This is a genomic window from Rhodococcus sp. PSBB066 (genome assembly GCF_017068255.1).
In the GTDB taxonomy this organism is placed as follows: Bacteria; Actinomycetota; Actinomycetes; order Mycobacteriales; family Mycobacteriaceae; genus Rhodococcus; species Rhodococcus aetherivorans.
In genome coordinates, this window is sequence record NZ_CP070859.1 from 3,747,146 (window position 1) to 3,767,531 (window position 20,386).

The following is a 20,386-nucleotide window of genomic DNA, read 5'->3' on the forward strand; positions in this document are numbered from 1 at the left end:
GTCGGCCACCCGTCAGCTGCGCTTCTTCTCCTGGCTGCCCGCGAGCGTCCCGAGGTACAGCTCGACGACCTTCGGGTCGTGCATGAGATTCGGCCCGGTGTCGGTGTACGCGTTGCGGCCCTGGTCGAGCACGTAGCCGCGGTCGCAGATCTGCAGGCACCGTCGCGCGTTCTGCTCGACCATGATGATCGACACCCCCGCGGCGTTGATCTTCTTGCAGCGGATGAACACCTCGTCCTGGAACATCGGCGACAGGCCCGCCGACGGCTCGTCGAGCAGCAGCACGGACGGATCCATCATCAGCGCCCGGCCCATCGCCACCATCTGCCGCTCACCACCGGACAGGGCACCGGCCTTGACCTTGCGGCGCTCACCGAGGAGCGGGAACAGCTCCGCGACGAACGCGAAACGTTCCTCGAACTTCTTGGGCCGCAAGTAGATTCCCATCTCGAGGTTCTCCTCGATGGTCAGTGACGGGAACACGTTACGGGTCTGCGGCACGTAGCCGAGACCCTTGCGCACCAGTACGTGCGCGGGCGCGGCGGTGATGTCGTCGCCGCGCAGCGTCACCGTGCCGCGGCGCACCGGGATCAACCCGAACAGCGCCTTGAGCAGGGTCGACTTGCCGGCGCCGTTGGGTCCGATGATGCCGACGATCTCGCCGTCGCGGAGGAAGAAGTTGCAGCCGCGCAGGATGTCGACACCGGGGAAGTACCCGGCGACGATGTCGTCGGCGCGCACCAGCGCCCCCTCGGCGAGACGGGCGTGCTCCTCGGGAGTGGCCGCGCGCTCGGCCGCGGTCATCTGCGCCGGGCTGGGGGAGGGCGTCTCGCTCACGGCTTCTCCTGCGTCGGAGGCTCGGTACCGGTCTCGGGCTGCCCGGCCGCGCCGGGCATGTCGGCGAGGACGGTGGCGCTCGGTTCGGACAGGTCGCCGCCGGACTCGAGGGTGTGGGCCTCGGCCTCCTCGATCGCCACGGCGAGCGCGGCCGTGGCGCCGACGGGGTTGCCCTCGTCGTCGAACTCGAGCGCCTGGTCGTGGTGGCTGCCCAGGTAGGCGTCGACGACGGCCGGACTCGAGGACAGCTGGTCCGGCGGGGCCTCGGCGATCACCGAGCCCTGGGCCATCACCACCACCCAGTCGGAGATGTCGCGGATGACGTCCATGTCGTGTTCGACGAACACCACGGTCATCCCGTCGTCGCGCAGGGCCTTTATGTGCCCGAGGAGGCTCTGCGTCAGCGCGGGATTGACCCCGGCCATCGGCTCGTCGAGCATCACCACCGTCGGCTCGGTCATCAGGGCCCGCGCCATCTCGAGGAGCTTGCGCTGCCCGCCGGACAGGGAGCCGGCCAGGTCGTCGGCCTTCGCGTCCAGGGCGAACCGCGCCAGCAGTTCGCGAGCCCGCTCGGTGACGGCGCGTTCCTGCCGGTGCCACATCCACGGCAGCAGCGCACCGAGCATCCGTTCCCCGCGCTGGCCCGTCGCGCCGAGCCGCACGTTGTCGAGCACCGTCATCTTCGACAGCGCCTTGGTCAGCTGGAACGTCCGCACGATCCCGCGGCGCGCCAGTTGGTGCGGGTGCAGGCCGCCGAGCGGCATCCCGTCCATGCTCCAGGTCCCCGTGTCGGGGCGGTCGAAGCCGGTGAGCAGATTGAACAGCGTGGTCTTGCCGGCGCCGTTCGGCCCGATCAGCCCGGTGATGCACCCCCGCTGAATCTCGAGGTGCGCCACGTCGACCGCTCTGAGGCCGCCGAAGGTGCGGGAGAGCCCGTCCACCACGAGGATCGGATCCGGTTTGTCCGCGCCGGGCTCGCGTGCCACGGAGTCGAACAGCGCGGAGCGCTGCGCCGCGGAGAGGGTCGCGTCAGGCATCGAGCTGCACCTCCCGCTTGTTGCCGAGGATGCCCTGGGGCCGGAACACCATCATGACTGCGATGAGCACACCGAGGAGGATGTAGCGCATCGCCCCGACCTGTTGCTCGGACAGGGCCAGCAGCGGGTCCGGGCCCGAGATGGACTGGCGTAGCAGGGCATCGGGAACGGTGAGCAGGAACCAGAACAGCATCGCGCCGAGCACGGGACCGAACACGGTGGCGGCGCCACCGAGGATCAGGGCGCCGAAGGCGAAGAACGTCTGCGCGGTGGAGTAGAAGTCGGGGTTGATCGACTTGGTCTGCAGCGCGTTGAAGACGCCGCCGAGCCCGCCGATCATGCCGCCGAGCACCAGCGCCTGCATCTTGTACACGAACACGTTCTTGCCGAGCGATCGGGCGGCGTCCTCGTCCTCGCGGACGGCCTTGAGGACCCGGCCCCACGGGCTGTGGCTGAGCAGATACACCAGCCCGCACAGCATCAGCACCAGGGTCCAGCCCACGACCATCGCCCACAGGTCGTCGCCGTAGAACCGCATCCCGAGCAGCGAGTACTGCCGCCCGGAGTCGAACGGGCTGAGCTGCGTGAACGGCCCGGCGAACCCGAACAGGCCGTTGGTCGAGCCGGTCACCGGATCCGAGGCGGTGGACCGGAACACCAGCCGCAGGATCTCGGAGGCGGCGATGGTGACGATGGCGAGGTAGTCGGCGCGCAGCCGCAGCGTGGGGATGCCCAGCACCAGGGCCAGCAGGGCCGAGGCGGCCAGGCCCACGAGGATGCCGAGCCACAGCGGCTGGTCGTAGGTGACGGTCATGATCCCGACGCCGTACCCGCCGAGCAGGGCGAACCCGATCTGGCCGAAGTTGAGCAGTCCGGCGTACCCGAAGTGCAGGTTCAGCCCGATGGCCAGCAGCGCGTAGAAGATCGCCGACGGCCCGATCAACTGGGCGAAGGAAACCTGAAGAACGGCAGCGATGTCCACGGCGGTCACCCGACCCTTGCCCGGCTGCCCAGGATGCCCTGGGGCCGGACGACGAGGATGAGGATCAGCACGAGCAGGCCGCCGATGTACTTCAGGTCGGGGTTGATGACCAGCGTCGACAACTGCACCAGCAGGCCCACGATGACGCAGCCGAGCAACGCCCCGTACGCGGTGCCGAGGCCGCCGAGGGTGATCCCGGCGAACATCAGCAGCAGCAGCTTGAAGCCCATCTCCCACTGCACGCGGCCCCCGAGCTCGGACAGGCCGAAGAGCACGCCGCCCAGGGCGGCCAGCCCACCGCCGAGGGCCCACACGAACCGGACGACGCGTTCGACGTCGATGCCGGAGGCGGCCGCCAGATCCCGGTTGTCGGCCACCGCCCGCATCGCCTTGCCGATGCGGGTGCGCTGGATGAGCAGGGCCACCCCGACCAGCACGACCAGGCTGACCACGATGCAGGCCAGGTTCACCGGGGTGATCGCGATCGGACCCCATTCCAGCTGGCGCTGGCCCTGATAGTCGGCGAACGCCTCGGCCCGGTCGGAGAACAGCGCGAGGATCAGGTAGCGCAGCGAGATCGCCAGGCCGATGGACACGACCAGCTGTGCGATGAGGCCGGTGCGCCGGCGCCGCAGGGGCGCCCAGATCAGCCCGTTGTTGAGCAGGCCGATGACGATGCCCACCACGATCGCGAGCAGCGTCGCGGGGATCAACTGGATACCCAGGCTGACGTTGAAGATCCACGCGGCCACCGCGCCGAGGGTCACGAGCTCGCCGTGCGCGAAGTTCGTCAGGCCGGTGGTTCCGAAGATCAGGCTCAGCCCGACCCCGGCGATCGCGATCACGAGGCCGAACCGCAGTCCGTCGACGACGGTGCGGATCAGCGTCTCCCACCCCGAGGTGGCGAACCCGGACCGCGACTCGCCGAACGAGAAGATGACCGTGTTCGCCCGGCCGGCGGCGACGTCGCGCTGCACGGCGGCCTGCACGCTCACCCCCTCGGGAAGGGACTGCTCGTCCACCTCGAACGTGTAGGTGCCGGGGGGTACGGTCATCTGCCAGCGCCCGTCGGGCGCCGAGGTGGCCCGGGCGACCTCGGCGCCCGCGGCGTCGCGGGCCCGGACCGTGACCCCGCCGAGGCGCTGCCCGGCGTTGTTGAGACTGCCGCTGACCCGCACCTCCTCGCTCGGCTGCGGCGCGGTGGTGGTCGGCGCCGGGGGTGGGGTGGGTTCCTGCGCGGAGGCCGCCCCGGCTCCGACACCGGCGAGCGCGAGTGCGACGAGCAGGAGCAGGAGCGTCGGGGCGAGCCGAGGTATCGGTGGTCGCCCCCGGAGCGGCACGGATGGGGCCACGCAGGTCCTCCGGATCACGTCGGGTCGTCGAGCGCGGCGCCGGGGGACCGGCGTCGTGGAACCGGACTTTAGCGGCTGCAACCGCTTTCCACGGGGCTCTGCGATTTCCGCCGCGTATCTGTTCTGTTTCGGGTGCCGCGCCGAGCGCACGGTCGCGGAGGGGCCCGGGTTGTCCGAGCCGGTCCCTAGACTGAGGAACCGTGACTCGTGCATCCACCTCCTCCGCGCCCGCCGCCACCGCCGGCGACCGACCGACCCTGTTGCTGCTCGACGGGCATTCCCTGGCGTTCCGCGCGTTCTACGCCCTGCCGGCGGAGAACTTCAAGACCCACAGCGGCCAGACCACCAACGCGGTGTACGGGTTCACCTCCATGCTCATCAACCTGCTGCGCGACGAGCAGCCCACCCACGTCGCCGCGGCCTTCGACGTCAACCGCGACACGTTCCGGGCGGCGGCGTACCCCGAGTACAAGGCCAATCGCAGCTCGGCGCCCGACGAGTTCCGCGGTCAGGTCGACATCACCAAGGACGTGCTCGAGGCGCTGGGCATCCCGGTGATGGCCGAGCCCGGCTACGAGGCCGACGACATCATCGCGACCCTGGCCACGCAGGCCGCCGCCCAGGGGTACCGGGTGCTCGTCGTCACCGGCGACCGGGACTCGCTGCAGTTGGTCACCGACGACGTGACCGTCCTCTATCCCCGGCGCGGGGTGTCGGACCTGACCCGGTTCACGCCCGGGGCGGTGGAGGAGAAGTACGGCCTGACCCCGCAGCAGTACCCCGACTTCGCGGCGCTGCGCGGGGATCCGAGCGACAACCTGCCCTCGATCCCGGGGGTGGGGGAGAAGACCGCCGCCAAATGGATCCGCGAGTTCGGCAGCCTCACCGAGCTCGTCGACCGCGTCGACGAGGTCCGCGGGAAGACCGGTGACGCCCTGCGCGCACACCTGTCCAGCGTGCTGCTCAACCGTCAGCTCACCGAGATGGTGCGGGACATGGCCCTGCCCTACACCCCCGATCAGCTGGCCCTGACCCCCTGGGACCGTGACCGCATCCACCGGCTGTTCGACGACCTCGAGTTCAAGGTGCTGCGCGACCGGCTGTTCGCGACCCTCAGCTCGGTCGAGCCGGAGGCCGAGGAGGGCTTCGAGGTGCGCGGCGGCGTGCTCGAGCCGGGCACGCTCGCCGGATGGCTCGCCGCGCACGCCGTGCCGGGCGTGCGGCACGGCATGGCGGTGCTCGGTTCCTGCGTCCCGTACGGCGGCGACGCCACGGCCGTGGCGATCGCCGCGGCCGACGGTGAGGGCGCGTACGTGAGCACCACCACCCTCACGCCCGAGGACGAGGCGGCGCTCGCCGCCTGGCTGGCCGACGCGGCCGTGCCCAAGGCGCTGCACGAGGCGAAGGCGGCCCTGCACGCACTGCGGGGCCGCGGGTGGACGCTGGCCGGGGTCACCAGCGACACCGCCCTCGCCGCCTACCTCGTGCGTCCCGGCCAGCGCACCTTCAACCTCGACGACCTGTCCCTGCGCTACCTCAAGCGGGAGCTTCGGGTGGAGGAGTCGGGGGAGCAGCAGCTCTCGCTGCTCGACGACGCCGACGCCGCCGACGCGAAGGCCGCGGAGGCGGCGATTCTGCGGGCCCGGGCGGTGGTGGACCTCGCCGCGGCCCTGGACACCGAGCTCGAGGGGATCGAGTCCACCGCCCTGCTGACCGACATGGAACTGCCCCTGCTGGGTGTGCTCGCCGACCTCGAGACGACCGGAATCGCGGTCGAGGCCGGACGGTTGGACGACCTGCAGTCCGGCTTCGCCGCGGACGTCGCCGCCGCGGCGTCGGCCGCCTACGACGTGATCGGCAAGCAGATCAACCTCGGCTCACCGAAGCAACTGCAGGTGGTGTTGTTCGACGAGTTGGGGATGCCGAAGACGAAGAAGACCAAGACCGGCTACACCACCGACGCCGAGGCGCTGCAGAATCTGTTCGAGCAGACCGGGCACCCGTTCCTCGAGCACCTGCTCGCGCACCGGGAAGCGATGAAGATGAAGACCACGGTCGACGGCCTGGTCAAGTCCATCGCCGACGACGGCCGGATCCACACCACCTTCAACCAGACCGTGGCCGCCACCGGCCGGTTGTCCTCGACCGAGCCGAACCTGCAGAACATCCCGGTGCGCACGGAGGCGGGCCGGCACATCCGCGACGCGTTCGTCGTCGGCCCCGGCTACGACCTGCTGCTCACCGCGGACTACAGCCAGATCGAGATGCGGATCATGGCGCACCTCTCCGGCGACGAGGGCCTGATCGAGGCGTTCAACACCGGCGAGGACCTGCACAGCTTCGTCGGTTCCCGGGCGTTCGGGGTGCCGATCGAGGAGGTCACTCCGGAGCTGCGGCGACGGGTCAAGGCGATGTCGTACGGGCTGGCCTACGGGCTCAGCGCGTACGGGCTGGCGCAGCAGCTGAAGATCTCCACCGAAGAGGCCCGCGAACAGATGGAGGCCTACTTCAACCGCTTCGGCGGCGTGCGCGACTACCTGCACGCCGTCGTCGAGCAGGCCCGCAAGGACGGCTACACCTCCACCCTCTACGGCCGCAGGCGCTACCTGCCGGATCTGAACAGCGACAACCGTCAGCGCCGGGAGGTCGCCGAGCGGGCCGCGCTCAACGCCCCGATCCAGGGCACCGCCGCCGACATCATCAAGGTCGCGATGATCGACGTGCAGGCGGCGCTGCGCGGGGCCGGGTTGCGGTCGCGCATGCTCCTGCAGGTGCACGACGAACTGGTGCTCGAGGTGACCGCCGACGAGCGCGAACAGGTGCAGCAGCTGGTGCGGGACAAGATGGCCTCGGTCATCGACCTGTCGGTTCCGCTGGACGTCTCGGTCGGCTTCGGGCGCAGCTGGGACGCCGCCGCGCACTGATCCCGACACGGCGGTGCGCACGTCCCGTCGCCCTGTCGCGGCGGGACGTGCGCACCCGGGGTCGCTCAGCCCTGCTTCTGGTTCTGTTCGGCGATCTGGCGGCGCACCTCGTCCATGTCGAGGGCCTTGACCTGGGTCACGAGGTCCTCGAGCGCGGCCGGGGGCAGGGCGCCGGCCTGGTTGAACACGAGGACGCCTTCGCGGAACGCCATGATCGTCGGGATGGACCGGATGTTCGCCGCCGCCGCGATGCCCTGTTCGGCCTCGGTGTCCACCTTGGCGTGCACGACATCCGGATGCTTTTCCGACGACGACTCGAAGGTGGGGGCGAAGGAGCGGCACGGCCCGCACCACGATGCCCAGAAGTCGACGAGAACCACGTCGTTACCGGTGATGATGTCGTCGACGTTCTGCTGCGTGAGAGTCTGGGTGGCCACGGGGATCCTTTCGGTCGGGTACTGAACGCGTCAACGTCGTGTCGCGACCGTTTCTTCCCGCGGGTACCCGTTCTGCCCGTCGATACCCCCGTCGATACCTGCTGCGCCGGCTCCGAGCGCGTCCGTGGGCACCCGGTGGGTCACCGCACGCGGGCGGGTTCGGTGCGGAAGGTGCGACGGTAGCTGTGCGGGGTGGTGCGGCGCAGGCGCAGGAAGTGCTGCCGCAGGACCGCGGCCGTCCCGAAGCCGACGCGGTCGGCGATGACGTCGACGGGCAGGTCGGTGGTCTCGAGCAACCGTTGGGCCGCGAGGACCCGTTGATCGCGCAGCCAGCGGGCGGGCGTCGTCCCGGTCTCGGCCAGGAACCGCCGCGCGAAGGTCCGCGCGGACATGTGCGCCTTCGCGGCGAGCGCCGCCACGGGCAGATCCTCGTCGAGGTGCTCGGTCATCCAGTCGAGCAGGGGTGCGAGTGTCTCGGCGGGTGCCGTGGGCAGCGGCATGGCGACGTACTGGGCCTGCCCGCCGTCGCGGTGCGGCGGGACCACCATCCGGCGCGCGATGCCGTTGGCCACGTCGGAGCCCTGTTCCTTGCGGACGATGTGCAGGCACAGGTCGATTCCGGCGGCGGTGCCGGCACTGGTGAACACCGGGTCGTCGTCGACGTAGAGCACGTCCGGATCGACCTTCGCGGCCGGGAAGCGTTCGGCCAGCCGCGGGGCGTGGCGCCAGTGGGTGGTGCAGCGGCGATCGTCGAGCAGGCCGGCGGCGCCCAGCACGAACGCTCCCGTGCACAGGCTCGCGACCCGCGTGCCACGGTCCACCGCCGCCCGCAGCTTGGCGAACAGCGGCTGCAGGTCGGCGATCTCGTCGGCGACGCCGCACACGAACGACTCGTCCAGGTCGGCGATTCCGGTGCCGCCGGCGGGAATCACGATCAGATCCGCGTCGTCGAGGCGATCGAGATCGTAGGGGACGTCGATCGTGTACCCGAACCGGGTGGTGACCGGGCGGGGGCTGCCCGCGACGAGGCTGAAGTCGTACACGGGCAGCCCGTCGTCGGATCGGTCGAAGCCGAACACCTCGCAGGCGACGCCGAGTTCGAAGGCCTCGGTGCGGGGCAACAGCGGCACGACCACCGTCGTCAGCATGCCGCCCAGTCTGCCACCAGGTTGGCCGGAAATCGACGATACGTGTCGTTTCTGCCGCTGTCGGCGGGTCGGTCCGCGGACCAGGCTGAGACCATGACCGTCCTCCTGTTCGTCCTCGTCGTGTTCGTGGCGCTCGACGCCCTGGCGCTGGCCGGCCGGACGCCCGATACCCACCGCGAGGAAACCCAGTTCGGCGACTACCGCGTCTGACCCGGCACCGGGCCGCGGCGGCGCGGCGTCACACCACCCGCCACTCGCGTCGCGCCTCGCCGTCCCACCGCCGGATGCCGGCCGACACGCCCGTCAGCTCCCGGGTGCCCGCTCGGGTCGCCGTCAGCGCCGATCCGAGCCGGCCGGGCGGCACCCGGCGGGCCAGTGTCACGTGCGGGGTCCACTCGCCGGGCCGGATGTGCGCCGGGACACCCGGACAACCGTCGATCAGCGCGAACACCATCCGTTGCAGCTCGAGCAGTTCGGCCGTGGGCACCACCAGCCGCGCCACCGTCGCGGTACGCGAGCCGAACAGCACCATCCCCCCGAGCCGCACCGGCAACGGCTCGCCCGTGATCTGCTCCCGCATCGCCCCTTCCACGCCCGGCGGAATCGACGCGGCGACCGCGAGCGTGATGTGCGGGCGGTTCGACTCGGACCGATTGCGGGCCTGACTGGACAGTCCCACGTCCAGCAACCGCGACCATTCCTCGCGGACCGCCTGATCCAGACGGTCGTCGAGGAGCAGTTCCACCGACTGCACCATGGTGGGTAATGATTGCCGCATGACCGACGCCGTCGCAATCCCCGCCCCGCACCGCATCGGACTGCTCGAAGGAGACGGGATCGGTCACGAGATCGTCCCGGCCGCCCGCCGGGTGGTCGACGCCGCCGTCGCCGCCGTGCACGGCCCGGAGATCGACTGGGTGCCGCTGCCGCTCGGCGCCGATGCGATCGCCACCCACGGCACACCCACCCCCGAATCCACCCTCGACGCACTCGCGGGCCTGAACTCGTGGATCCTCGGACCGCACGACAGCGCCGCCTATCCCGACCCGTTCCGCGCGCAGCTCACCCCGGGCGGACAGATCCGCAAGCGGTTCGATCTGTACGCCAACATCCGTCCCGCCCGCGCCCTGCCCGGTGTCCGCGCCGTGTCCCCGCGCATGGATCTCGTCATCGTGCGGGAGAACACCGAAGGGCTCTACGCGGACCGCAACATGGTCGTCGGCAGCGGCGAATTCATGCCCACCCCCGACGTCGCGCTCGCCGTCGGCGTCGTCACCCGGGCGGCCTGCGAACGCATCGCCCACACGGCCTTCCGGCTCGCCACCCGTCGCCGCCGCCGCGTCACGATCGTGCACAAGGCCAACGTCCTGTCCCTGACCACCGGCCTGTTCCGGGACGTCTGCCGCGAGATCGGCGCACAGTATCCGTCGGTGACGGTGGACGACGAGCACGTCGACGCCATGGCCGCCCACCTCGTCCGCCACGGTGCCGACTACGACGTCGTCGTCACCGAGAACATGTTCGGCGACATCCTCTCCGACCTCGCGGGCGAACTGTCCGGCTCGCTCGGCACCGCGGCGTCGATCAACGCATCCGACACCCAGGCCATGGCGCAGGCCGCACACGGCGCCGCCCCGGACATCGCCGGCCGCAACCGCGCCAATCCCACGGCACTGATCCTGTCCGCCGCGATGCTCCTCGACCGGCTCGGCACCGCCCACGACCTGCCGGAGTTCGCCGCCGCGGCCCGCCGGATCGAGCACGCCGTCGACGCGACCGTCGAGGCGGGCGTGGCCACCGCGGATCTCGGCGGCCTCGCTTCGACCGCCGAATTCACCGAGGCCGTCGTCGCCCGCACTCGTCGCCGCTGAGCTCGCAGCTCTTGACCTCGAGTCGGCTCGAGGTCCTACCGTGGCCGCCATGACGACCGAGATCCTGCACATCGACAAGTTCTCCGTGCCCGCGGCCGCACGGGAGACCTTCCTCGCCGCGGTCCACGAGACGCACCGCGAGCTGCGTACCCAGCCCGGGTTCCACGGCGACGACGTCGTCGAACTGTGCTCCGGCCCGAGCGAATACAACATCGTCACCGTGGTGCGCTGGGCGGACCACTCGGCACTGCAGCGGGCCCGGGCGGCCCTGCAGGAGAGCCACGCACGCCGGGGGTTCGACCCGGCCGCGTTCCGGCTCGAGCTCGGCGTCGTTGCCGACGTCGGCAACTACGTACCGGTCGCCGCCGGCGACCGGTAGGCAGGTGCGGCCGTCGACACCGAGGGCCGTCCGGGGCGGATTCCGTAATCCGGGCCCGCCGATGGATACTGTGCGGTTGTGGACGAACCAGCACCTACCGGACCGACCGGCCGCCGACGCCTCGTCGCGGGGCTGCTCGGGACGTTGCTGACGGCCGCGGTCCTGTCCGGCTGCGTCGTCAACACCGAGTCGACCGTGCCGCCCGGCGAACCGGTCGGCGCCGAACGGGTCGAGGCGATCGCCGACCAGCTGCCGGCGCCCGTCGCGGCGACCGGCGAGCTGAAGGTGGGCGTCAACGTGCCGTACGCCCCGAACGAGTTCAAGGACGACGACGGGCGCATCGTCGGTTTCGCGGTCGAACTCGTCGACGCCCTCGGCGACGTCCTCGGCGTCCGTCCGGTGTTCAGCGAATCCGACTTCGACCGCATCATCCCCGCAGTCCAGGCCGGCACGTTCGACATGGGTTCGTCGTCGTTCACCGACACCGAGGAACGCGAACAGTCCGTCGACTTCGTCACCTACTACAGCGCCGGCGTGCAATGGGCCCAGCGCGTCGGCGACGACGTAAACCCCGACAACGCCTGCGGGTTGCGGGTCGCGGTGCAGACCACCACCTACGAGGACATCGACGAGGTGCCCGCCAAGAGCGAGGCGTGCGTCGCCGCCGGCAAACCGCCGATCGACAAGGTCAAGTACGACAGCCAGGACGAGGCCACCAACGCCCTCATCCTCGGCCGTGTCGACGCCCTCTCGGCCGACTCGCCGATCACCGCGTACGCAATCGCCCGTAGCGACGGCCGGCTCGAAACCGCCGGAGCCGTGTTCGACGCCGCCCCCTACGGCTTCGTCGTCGCGAAGGGCTCGCCCCTCGGACCCGTGCTGCAGCAGGCGATGCAGCACCTCATCGACTCCGGCGTCTACGCGCGCATCGCGCAGCGGTGGGGCATGGAAGAAGGAACCATCGACACCGCGCAGATCAACGCGGCGACGAGCTGAGCGAAAGGGGTGCGATGAGCGACCGCTCGACATCCGTCACCGGACCGGAACCGCAGACCGAACCGGAAACCATCAAGGCCGTGCCGCTGCGCCGGCCCGGCCGCTGGATCGCCGGCATCGTCGTCGCCGTGCTGCTGGCGCTGTTCCTCTACGGCGCCGCCACCAACGAGGCGTACCGCTGGGACGTGTACGCGCAGTACCTGTTCGACCGCCGCATCACCGAGGCGGCCTGGAAGACCGTGCAGCTGACCGTGCTGGCGATGCTGCTCGCCGTGCTCCTCGGCGTGCTCCTCGCGGTCATGCGCCTGTCACCGAACCCGGTGCTCAAGACCGTCTCGTGGGTGTATCTGTGGATCTTCCGCGGCACCCCCGTCTACGTGCAGCTGGTGTTCTGGGGTCTGTTCCCCTCGATCTACAAGCAGCTCGACCTCGGCATCCCGTTCGTGCACCAGTTCGTGCACATCGACCTGCAGGGCATCAACGCCGCCTTCCTGTTCGCCGTGATCGGCCTCGGGCTGAACGAGGCCGCCTACATGGCCGAGATCGTGCGCGCCGGGATCGGCTCGGTCCCCGAAGGCCAGACGGAGGCCTCGGTGGCGCTCGGCATGTCGTGGTCGCAGACCATCCGCCGCACCGTCCTGCCGCAGGCGATGCGGGTGATCATTCCGCCGACGGGCAACGAGCTCATCAGCATGCTCAAGACCACCTCGCTGGTCGCGGCGGTGCCGTACAGCCTCGAGCTCTACGGCCGCGCCCGGGACATCTCCGGCGCCAACTTCCAGCCCATCCCGCTGCTGCTGGTCGCCGCCACGTGGTACCTGGCCATCACGAGCCTGCTCATGGTGGGCCAGTACTTCCTGGAACGGCACTACTCGAAGGGCCTGAGCCGCCAGCTCACCGCGCGGCAGTTGCAGGCTCTCGCCGACGCGCAGGGCAAGCCCGTCCCCGTCGAGCCCGGCGCGGCGCAGGCACCCGACATCCCCGGAGGAGAACGCCGATGACACCGATGGTCCAGGCCGACCGGGTCTACAAGAGCTACGGTGCCCTGCGGGTGCTCAACGGCATGTCGCTCGACGTGCCCGACGGCACCGTGGCATGCCTGATCGGGCCCTCCGGCTCCGGTAAGTCCACCTTCCTGCGCTGCATCAACCACCTCGAGAACATCGACGCCGGCCGCCTGCACGTCGACGGCCATTTCGTCGGCTACGCCGAACGCGGGGGCAAGCTCTACGAGCTGAGCCCGCGGGCGGCGGCCAAGCAGCGCCGCGAGATCGGCATGGTGTTCCAGCACTTCAACCTGTTTCCGCACCGCACGGCCCTCGAGAACGTCATCGAGGCGCCGATGCTGGTGAAGAAGATGCGCCGCGCCGACGCCGTCGCGCTGGGGCGGGAACTGCTCGACAAGGTCGGGCTCGCGGCCAAGGCCGACGCCTACCCGGCCCAGCTCTCCGGCGGCCAGCAGCAGCGCGTGGCCATCGCCCGCGCCCTGGCCATGGAGCCGAAGCTCATGCTCTTCGACGAGCCCACCTCCGCCCTGGACCCCGAGCTCGTCGGCGAGGTTCTCGCGGTGATGCGGGACCTCGCCGCCGGCGGGATGACGATGATGGTGGTCACCCACGAGATGGGCTTCGCCCGCGAGGTCGCCGACCAACTGGTGTTCATGGACGGCGGCGTGGTCGTCGAAGCCGGTGCTCCCAGGGAACTGCTGCGCAATCCGCAGCACGAACGAACCCAGTCGTTCCTGTCCAAGCTGCTCTAGCGGTCGGGCCTCCTCAGCGGCCGCTGTCGGGCTCTCCGCAGTGTTCGGCGATCACGGCCCGCGCTGCGCGCTCCAGCGCGACGGCCGCGTCCCAGCCGTCTCCGGACGGGAGGATCGGCTCGCCGACGACGAGGTGGATCGCTCCGCGGTGGATGATCCTGCCGTGATCGGGCCACATCATCGCGCGGGTGCCGGTGATCGCGACGGGGACCACCGGAAGACCCGCCCGTGCGGCGATCACGAACGCACCCAGGTGGAAGGACCGGAGCCCGGGCACCGGCGACAGCGCGCCTTCGGGGAACACCACCAGGCGGCCCCCGGCGCGTGCCTCCTCGACCAGCCGATCGGCGTCGGCCACGCTCTGCTCACGTTCGGTCCGTTCGACGAACCGCGTACCGATCCGCCGCAGGAGGAAACCGACGAACGGCTTGCGCTCGAAGACCTCCCCGGCCACGAACGTGTAGCGGCCCGGCAGGATCGTCGACAACGCGATGCCGTCGAGGAAGCTGGCGTGGTTGGCGACCACTACGCAGTTCGGCAGCCGCACGAGATGCTCGGCCCCCTGCGCGGTCACCGGGGTGCGGGTCAGGCGGGCGAGACCGCGGGCGGCCCTGCGCGCGGCCGCGCGGCGCGCCGGGAGGCGGGGCAGCACCGCCATGGCGATCAGGGTCGGCAGGCCGACCGCGAATACCATCGACCAGCACCACAGGGCGAACGCACCGGTCCGGACGAGCTGCGCCGCCCGCCGCAGGCTCGGGATCGCGCCGCGGACCGCGAAGCGGGTCAGCTGCCACCACACCGGCCGGGGACGGGCCCGCACGTCGCCCTGCTCGTAGCGTTGCCGGGTGGCGGAACGCCGGATCTTGCCGCTCGAGGTCTTGCGCACCGTTCCGGGTGGGGCGAGCACGATGTCGTCCGGCGGTGTTCCGAGCAGATCCACGGAGACCCCGACGATGCGCTCCCGGAGCCGGTCCAGGGTGGCTGTCTCGGTCTCGCGCGTCTCGGCCAGCACGACCAGGCGTTCGGTGCCGGCGGTCTGCGCGGAGGTCGCGAAGACCGCCACGCAGCCCTTCCGGAGTCCCGGGATCTCGCCCACCGCCCGCTCGAGCTCCTCCGGGTGCAGGTTGCGGCCCGCGCGGATGACGAGGTCCTTGATGCGGCCGGTGACGTAGAGTTCGCCGTCGTCGAGATAGCCGAGGTCGCCGGTGTCGAGCCAGCCGTGCCGGGACAGCGCCTTGGTCGCCTGCGGGTTGCGGAAGTACCCCGCGGTGGCCGAGGGGCCGCGGAACTCGATCCGGCCCTCGCGCCGGTCGCCGAGCACGTTCGCAGCCGAGTCGACCACCCGGATCCGGTGATCCGGGATCGGCCGGCCGCAGGCGACGAAGCGCAGCGGGTTCGGGTCCTCGTCGGTGGCGGGGGCCGCCCGGCCGGTGCGCAGGAAACGTTCGCGGGCGACCGAATCGATCACCGGTCCCCGTCCCACAGGCGGGAAGGTGAGGCCGACACATGCTTCGGCCAGCCCGTAGACCGGGGCCAGGGACTCGCGGCGGAGTCCGTAGGCGGCGAACCGCTCGCCGAACCGGATCACGGTGTCCGCGTTCACGGCCTCGGCGCCGTTGAACAGCATGCGCAGCGAGCCGAGGTCGAGCCCCTCGACGTCGGCGTCGGCGATTCGGCGCAGGCACAACTCGTAGGCGAAGTTCGGAGCCGCCGACAGGGTGCCGCGGTGGGTGTGGATCGCCCACAGCCACTGCGCCGGGCGGGCGAGGAACTCCAGCGGGGACATCACCGCCAGCGGCACCCCGAAGTACAGGCCGGACAACCAGGCGCCGATCAGGCCCATGTCGTGGTAGAGCGGCAGCCAGCTGACGAAGACGTCGGAGGTGGAGACCTCGGCTGCCTTGCCCATCGCACGGATGTTGGCGAGCAGATTCGCGTGGGTCAGGGTCACGCCCTTGGGGTCGCCGGTGCTGCCGGAGGTGTACTGCAACAGGGCGATGTCGCCGGCGCCGCGCGGTCCGCCGGTCGCCTCCCCGCAGCCGGCCAGGTCGCCCGGGGTCAGGACGTGGCGCACCGTCTCCACCTGGCCGCGCGTCAACCGGGCCAGGCGGGCGGCCTCCGGGTCGGTGACCAGCACACGGGTCCGTGCGTTGTCGAGAATGTGCACCTGCCGACGGAGGTGCTCGGCGAGCTGGGAGGGACGCGCCGGCGGATAGACCGGTACCGGGACGCCCCCGGCCAGGAGCACGCCGGTGAACGTGGTGAAGTAGTCCCGGCTGGTGGGGAGCATGAGGCCGACCGCGTCACCGGGCCGGAGATCGTGGGCGAGCAGCGCGGCGGACACCGTGGCAGCCGCGGAATGCAGCTCGCCGTAGCTGATCTCGCTCTGGTGTCCCTCGGTGAGAATGCGCAGGTGGACCCGATCCGGATGGGTGCGGGCGTGCCACGAGAGCGCCTCGGTCAGGGTCGCGGTCGCGTCCGGCGTCCGGTCGGTGCATGGGGGCGCCGCCCGTCGCGCGGGCACCGGCCGGCGGCGCTCCCGCGCGGGTGCGTGGTGCACCGCCGTCAGCAGCTGACGCGGGGTGGTCACGGTGCCGAGCACCCCACGCTCCAGGCTCACCCCGAACGCATCCTCGACGCGGGAGATCAGCTCGGTGACCGCGAGACTGTCGAGCCCGAGATCACGATCGAAGACGCTGTCGAGCCGTGTGCCGGCCGCGCGATCGACCGTGTACCTCTCGGCCACCAGATCCCGGACCACCGAGAGCAGCAGGGCATCGTCCTGCCCCGGGGTCGCAGGCTCGCTCACGGTCGTCTCCCGTCTGTGGGAGGGACGGGTCGTCCTGCTGCCCAACATAGGCGGCCGCTCCGGCGACCAGAAGGGCCGAAGGCCCCCGGGTGCCGGTTCACGCGGACCCGGTGCCTGCTCGGTGCCGGGGCGCCCGGAGAAGCCGGAACGGCTCGACGAGCAGAAGCATCGCCACCGCGAGGTAGAACGCCACCGCGAGCTGCGGCAGGAACGCCGCCAGGAGGGTCGATGCGGCCATGAGTACCGCCACCGACCATCGTTCCCGGGCCAGCGCCGGCAGTTCGGCCCGGCCCGCCTCGTCGGTCAGGTCGGCGTTGCGCACGGCGTAGGCGATCAGCACGTTGCTCATGAGTATCGCCAGGGTCAGGTTCAGGCCGAACGCCACCGTGGCCGGCCTTCGCGCCGCGTCGGACAGGTGGGTCGCCATCAGGCTGGTGGTGAACGGCAGGAAGGTCACGAACAGCAACAGCAGCAGATTCAGGCGCAGGAAGACCCCGTCGGTCGCCCGCAGCAACCGGGTGAGGTTGCTGTGCTCGACCCACACACCACCGATGAAGGCGAAGCTGACCAGGTATCCCAGGAAGGAGGGCCACTCGGCGCGCAGGTCCTCGAGCAGCCGGGCTGCGGATTCGGGTACGTCCAGTTCGAGGACGAGCAGGGTGATCACGATCGCGAAGACGCCGTCGGAGAACGCGTCGAGCCGCGTGGTGGGCAGCAACCGGCCGCCGTGCCGCGGCGGGTCGCGGTGATCGGCGCGGGGCGCTCGCGGTGCGCCGGAGTCGTCCTCGGCGGGCGTCACCCCACGACCATGACACAGGCAGGGACCGGGCATCGGCCGGACGGGTGATCGGCCGGGCGGGCGGTCGCGGGCGGGTCAGTCCGGTTTACGGCTGCAGAAGATCGCGGTGCCGGGGAACAGTTCCCCGCGCAGCGGGCTCCACTGGCCCCACTCGCGGTCGAGCCCCTCCGGCCATTCGGGTTCGACGATGTCGCGTACCTCGAGGCCGGCCGCGACGAGTTCTCGGACCCGATCCCCGACGGTGCGGTGATGCTCGACGTAGGTGGGGACGCCGGCCTCGTCGACCTCCACGTACGGGGTGCGGTCGAAGTACGGCAGCATCGCGGTCAGTCCCCGCTCACCGGGGTCGTCCGGGAAGATCCAGCGGATCGGGTGGTTGACCGCGAACACCCAGATCCCGCCCGGGCGCAGTACCCGCGCGACCTCCCGCATGACCCGCGCCGAGTCGGCGACGAACGGTACCGCCCCGAACGCCGAGCACGCGATGTCGAAGCTCTCGTCCGGGAAGGGCAGGTCCTCCGCGCCGGCCTGCACGAGCGGTACCCGCGGCCCGCCGCGGTCCATCGCGGTCAGCCCGCGCGCGAGCATCCCCATGGAGATGTCCAGACCCACCGCCCGGGCGCCCCGGCCCGCGAGCCAGCGGGCGCACGGCGCCGACCCGCAGCCGAGCTCGAGGACGTCCTTGCCGGCGACGTCGCCGAGCAGGTGCACGTCGCCCTCGTGCAGCCCCTCCGGGCACCACACGAACTCGCCCTCCGCCGAGTCCACGCCGAGGAACTCGCCGTGGGTGCGGTGGTAGTCCGCGGCGTCGGCGTCCCACCAGGTGCGGCTCGCGCGCTCACTGTCCCGCGTGCCGAGGCGGGCCCGACCTGCGCGGGTGGCTCCCAGGACGGACTGGGCGTGGGCGTGACGGTCGTCGGACATGTCGTTCAGCGTAGAGCCGCGGGCCCGCCGCGCCCGGGCCGGGTTTGCCCAGCTAGCACCGGGACGCGTAGCCTGATGATCGCGAGTGTCCGCCCGTGGCCCGATAAGGATCCGGCGCGGGCGCCCGCGGCGGAGTGTGCGTGGCGTTCGCGCGGCGCGCGGGCCGCTTGTCCGACCGAACTTCATCAACCGATACCAACCCGTCCGGAGCAACTCAACACATGCCCTCCACCACCGTCACCTCGCCGCAGGTAGCCGTCAACGACATCGGCTCCGCCGAGGATTTCCTCGCCGCCATCGACGCCACGATCAAGTACTTCAACGATGGCGACATCGTGGAAGGCACCATCGTCAAGGTTGATCGCGACGAGGTGCTGCTCGACATCGGTTACAAGACCGAAGGCGTCATCCCGTCCCGCGAGCTCTCCATCAAGCACGACGTCGACCCCAACGAGGTCGTCTCCGTCGGCGACGAGGTCGAGGCCCTGGTTCTCACCAAGGAGGACAAGGAAGGCCGCCTGATCCTGTCGAAGAAGCGTGCGCAGTACGAGCGCGCGTGGGGCACGATCGAGGAGCTCAAGGAGAAGGACGAGGCCGTCAAGGGCACCGTCATCGAGGTCGTCAAGGGCGGCCTGATCCTCGACATCGGCCTGCGTGGCTTCCTGCCCGCGTCGCTCGTCGAGATGCGCCGCGTCCGCGATCTGCAGCCGTACGTCGGCAAGGAGATCGAGGCCAAGATCATCGAGCTCGACAAGAACCGCAACAACGTGGTCCTGTCGCGTCGCGCCTGGCTCGAGCAGACCCAGTCCGAGGTCCGCAGCGAGTTCCTGCACCAGCTCCAGAAGGGCCAGGTCCGCAAGGGCGTCGTGTCCTCCATCGTCAACTTCGGCGCGTTCGTCGATCTGGGCGGGGTCGACGGTCTGGTGCACGTCTCCGAGCTGTCCTGGAAGCACATCGACCACCCGTCCGAGGTCGTCGAGGTCGGCAACGAGGTCACGGTCGAGGTTCTCGACGTCGATCTCGACCGGGAGCGCGTGTCGCTCTCGCTCAAGGCCACCCAGGAAGACCCGTGGCGTCAGTTCGCCCGGACCCACGCGATCGGTCAGATCGTCCCGGGCAAGGTCACCAAGCTCGTTCCGTTCGGCGCGTTCGTCCGCGTCGAGGAGGGCATCGAGGGCCTGGTGCACATCTCCGAGCTCGCCGAGCGCCACGTGGAGGTTCCGGACCAGGTCGTGGCCGTGGGCGACGACGCGATGGTCAAGGTCATCGACATCGACCTCGAGCGTCGCCGCATCTCGCTGTCGCTGAAGCAGGCGAACGAGGACTACAACGCCGAGTTCGACCCGTCGAAGTACGGCATGGCCGACAGCTACGACGAGCAGGGCAACTACATCTTCCCCGAGGGCTTCGACCCCGAGACCAACGAATGGCTCGAGGGCTTCGAGAAGCAGCGTGAGGAGTGGGAGTCCCGCTACGCGGAGGCCGAGCGTCGCCACAAGATGCACACCGCGCAGATCGAGAAGATGGCTGCCGACGAGGCCGCCGAGGCTGCCGCGGGTGTCTCCGGCACCAACTACTCGTCGGAGACGGGTGCCGAGACCGGCACCGCCGAGTCGACCGGTGGTTCGCTGGCCAGCGACGCGCAGCTCGCCGCGCTGCGCGAGAAGCTGTCCGGCAACGCCTGACACGTTCGATCGAGGGGCCCCGCACCTGCCGGTGCGGGGCCCCTCGCGTTCTCCGCGCCGGCAGACAGCCTGCACCGGACGCTGGTCCCCCCGGAAAAGGCCGCGGCCCCGCTCCTCGAGGAGCGGGGCCGCGGCCTTTTCCGGGGGCCGACCGGATGCCGGAGGTGCTCAGCTCACCGCCGGGGTGCTGGCCCACTGGGCCGGCAGTTCGGCGGCGCGCTTGCGGATCGCCGCCTGGCTGTGGCGGGCGTTGCTGAGCAGCATGGTGAACCAGTTACGCCGGTGCTCGGCGAGCGCGGCGGCGACCTCGGGGATGAGGATGCAGTGAACACCGTTCTCCATGCCGAGGCGATGCCGACCGGGCAGCTGAGGGGAGGATCGCATGCGGTGCCTTTTCGAGTGGGGCGGGTAATGACGATGGTCGGACGCTCGGTCCGACGATATCCG

Annotated in this window: 18 protein-coding genes; 7 read left to right on the forward strand and 11 right to left on the reverse strand. The window is 70.6% G+C overall.

Annotated elements, in window-relative coordinates; genetic code table 11:
* Nucleotides 1-12: 12 nt before the first annotated feature.
* Genes JYA75_RS17105 through JYA75_RS17120 form a run of 4 tightly spaced genes read right to left on the reverse strand, consistent with a single transcriptional unit; the run spans nucleotide 13 to nucleotide 4,208 of the window.
* The gene (locus JYA75_RS17105) at nucleotides 13-804 is read right to left on the reverse strand and encodes an ABC transporter ATP-binding protein (RefSeq protein ID WP_037201731.1); all 792 of its coding nucleotides are present in this window, start codon (nucleotides 802-804) and stop codon (nucleotides 13-15) included.
* Between the two features lie 29 nt (nucleotides 805-833).
* Nucleotides 834-1,874 (reverse strand): ABC transporter ATP-binding protein, encoded by a 1,041-nt coding sequence (locus JYA75_RS17110; protein WP_050035318.1) that lies wholly within the window; start codon nucleotides 1,872-1,874, stop codon nucleotides 834-836.
* Entirely contained in the window at nucleotides 1,867-2,856 is a 990-nt protein-coding gene (locus JYA75_RS17115) for a branched-chain amino acid ABC transporter permease (protein ID WP_006941132.1), read from the reverse strand. Before JYA75_RS17115 ends, JYA75_RS17110 begins: the two co-directional genes overlap by 8 nt.
* Nucleotides 2,857-2,861: 5 nt before the next feature.
* The gene (locus JYA75_RS17120; RefSeq protein ID WP_006941135.1) at nucleotides 2,862-4,208 is read right to left on the reverse strand and encodes a branched-chain amino acid ABC transporter permease; all 1,347 of its coding nucleotides are present in this window, start codon (nucleotides 4,206-4,208) and stop codon (nucleotides 2,862-2,864) included.
* Between the two features lie 200 nt (nucleotides 4,209-4,408).
* On the opposite strand from JYA75_RS17120, the gene polA reads away from it, so the two are divergent.
* Nucleotides 4,409-7,132, forward strand: a complete 2,724-nt coding sequence (polA, locus tag JYA75_RS17125; RefSeq protein WP_050035317.1) for a DNA polymerase I — start codon at nucleotides 4,409-4,411, stop codon at nucleotides 7,130-7,132.
* A gap of 65 nt (nucleotides 7,133-7,197) precedes the next feature.
* On the opposite strand, the gene trxA is transcribed toward polA, so the two are convergent.
* From trxA to JYA75_RS17140, 3 genes are all read right to left on the reverse strand, one after another.
* Nucleotides 7,198-7,569, reverse strand: coding sequence for a thioredoxin (gene trxA / locus JYA75_RS17130; RefSeq protein WP_203329211.1), 372 nt, complete (start codon nucleotides 7,567-7,569; stop codon nucleotides 7,198-7,200).
* Between the two features lie 140 nt (nucleotides 7,570-7,709).
* The gene (locus tag JYA75_RS17135; RefSeq protein WP_029544004.1) at nucleotides 7,710-8,717 is read right to left on the reverse strand and encodes a helix-turn-helix domain-containing protein; all 1,008 of its coding nucleotides are present in this window, start codon (nucleotides 8,715-8,717) and stop codon (nucleotides 7,710-7,712) included.
* A gap of 238 nt (nucleotides 8,718-8,955) precedes the next feature.
* Nucleotides 8,956-9,474 carry a 2'-5' RNA ligase family protein gene (locus JYA75_RS17140; protein ID WP_029544002.1) on the reverse strand — a complete coding sequence of 173 codons (519 nt, stop codon included), beginning with the start codon at nucleotides 9,472-9,474 and terminating at the stop codon, nucleotides 8,956-8,958.
* 19 nt (nucleotides 9,475-9,493) lie between these two features.
* Between JYA75_RS17140 and JYA75_RS17145 the strand changes: the two genes are divergently transcribed.
* The 5 genes from JYA75_RS17145 (at nucleotide 9,494) to JYA75_RS17165 (ending at nucleotide 13,722) form a co-directional block, all read left to right on the forward strand.
* The gene (locus JYA75_RS17145) at nucleotides 9,494-10,588 is read left to right on the forward strand and encodes an isocitrate/isopropylmalate family dehydrogenase (RefSeq protein WP_006941144.1); all 1,095 of its coding nucleotides are present in this window, start codon (nucleotides 9,494-9,496) and stop codon (nucleotides 10,586-10,588) included.
* A gap of 49 nt (nucleotides 10,589-10,637) precedes the next feature.
* The gene (locus JYA75_RS17150) at nucleotides 10,638-10,967 is read left to right on the forward strand and encodes an antibiotic biosynthesis monooxygenase (RefSeq protein ID WP_239010462.1); all 330 of its coding nucleotides are present in this window, start codon (nucleotides 10,638-10,640) and stop codon (nucleotides 10,965-10,967) included.
* Nucleotides 10,968-11,045: 78 nt separating this feature from the next.
* On the forward strand, nucleotides 11,046-11,963 hold the full coding sequence (locus tag JYA75_RS17155) for an ABC transporter substrate-binding protein (protein ID WP_006941146.1): 918 nt from the start codon (nucleotides 11,046-11,048) through the stop codon (nucleotides 11,961-11,963).
* A gap of 14 nt (nucleotides 11,964-11,977) precedes the next feature.
* A complete protein-coding gene (locus JYA75_RS17160) occupies nucleotides 11,978-12,964 on the forward strand; it encodes an amino acid ABC transporter permease (RefSeq protein WP_006941147.1) in 987 nt (328 codons plus the stop codon).
* Nucleotides 12,961-13,722, forward strand: coding sequence for an amino acid ABC transporter ATP-binding protein (locus tag JYA75_RS17165; RefSeq protein WP_006941148.1), 762 nt, complete (start codon nucleotides 12,961-12,963; stop codon nucleotides 13,720-13,722). Before JYA75_RS17160 ends, JYA75_RS17165 begins: the two co-directional genes overlap by 4 nt.
* Nucleotides 13,723-13,735: 13 nt before the next feature.
* Here JYA75_RS17165 and JYA75_RS17170 read toward each other — a convergent pair whose 3' ends face one another.
* The 3 genes from JYA75_RS17170 to JYA75_RS17180 all read right to left on the reverse strand — a co-directional run bounded on the left by JYA75_RS17170 (nucleotide 13,736) and on the right by JYA75_RS17180 (nucleotide 18,254).
* Nucleotides 13,736-16,531 (reverse strand): AMP-binding protein, encoded by a 2,796-nt coding sequence (locus JYA75_RS17170; protein WP_006941149.1) that lies wholly within the window; start codon nucleotides 16,529-16,531, stop codon nucleotides 13,736-13,738.
* Between the two features lie 97 nt (nucleotides 16,532-16,628).
* Nucleotides 16,629-17,330 carry a TMEM175 family protein gene (locus JYA75_RS17175; protein ID WP_006941151.1) on the reverse strand — a complete coding sequence of 234 codons (702 nt, stop codon included), beginning with the start codon at nucleotides 17,328-17,330 and terminating at the stop codon, nucleotides 16,629-16,631.
* A gap of 75 nt (nucleotides 17,331-17,405) precedes the next feature.
* Nucleotides 17,406-18,254, reverse strand: coding sequence for a class I SAM-dependent methyltransferase (locus JYA75_RS17180; RefSeq protein WP_006941153.1), 849 nt, complete (start codon nucleotides 18,252-18,254; stop codon nucleotides 17,406-17,408).
* 221 nt (nucleotides 18,255-18,475) lie between these two features.
* On the opposite strand from JYA75_RS17180, the gene rpsA reads away from it, so the two are divergent.
* Nucleotides 18,476-19,939 (forward strand): 30S ribosomal protein S1, encoded by a 1,464-nt coding sequence (rpsA, locus tag JYA75_RS17185; protein WP_029543987.1) that lies wholly within the window; start codon nucleotides 18,476-18,478, stop codon nucleotides 19,937-19,939.
* 168 nt (nucleotides 19,940-20,107) lie between these two features.
* Here the strand turns inward: rpsA and JYA75_RS17190 are convergent, their stop codons facing one another.
* The gene (locus JYA75_RS17190) at nucleotides 20,108-20,323 is read right to left on the reverse strand and encodes a hypothetical protein (RefSeq protein ID WP_006948069.1); all 216 of its coding nucleotides are present in this window, start codon (nucleotides 20,321-20,323) and stop codon (nucleotides 20,108-20,110) included.
* Nucleotides 20,324-20,386 lie beyond the last annotated feature (63 nt).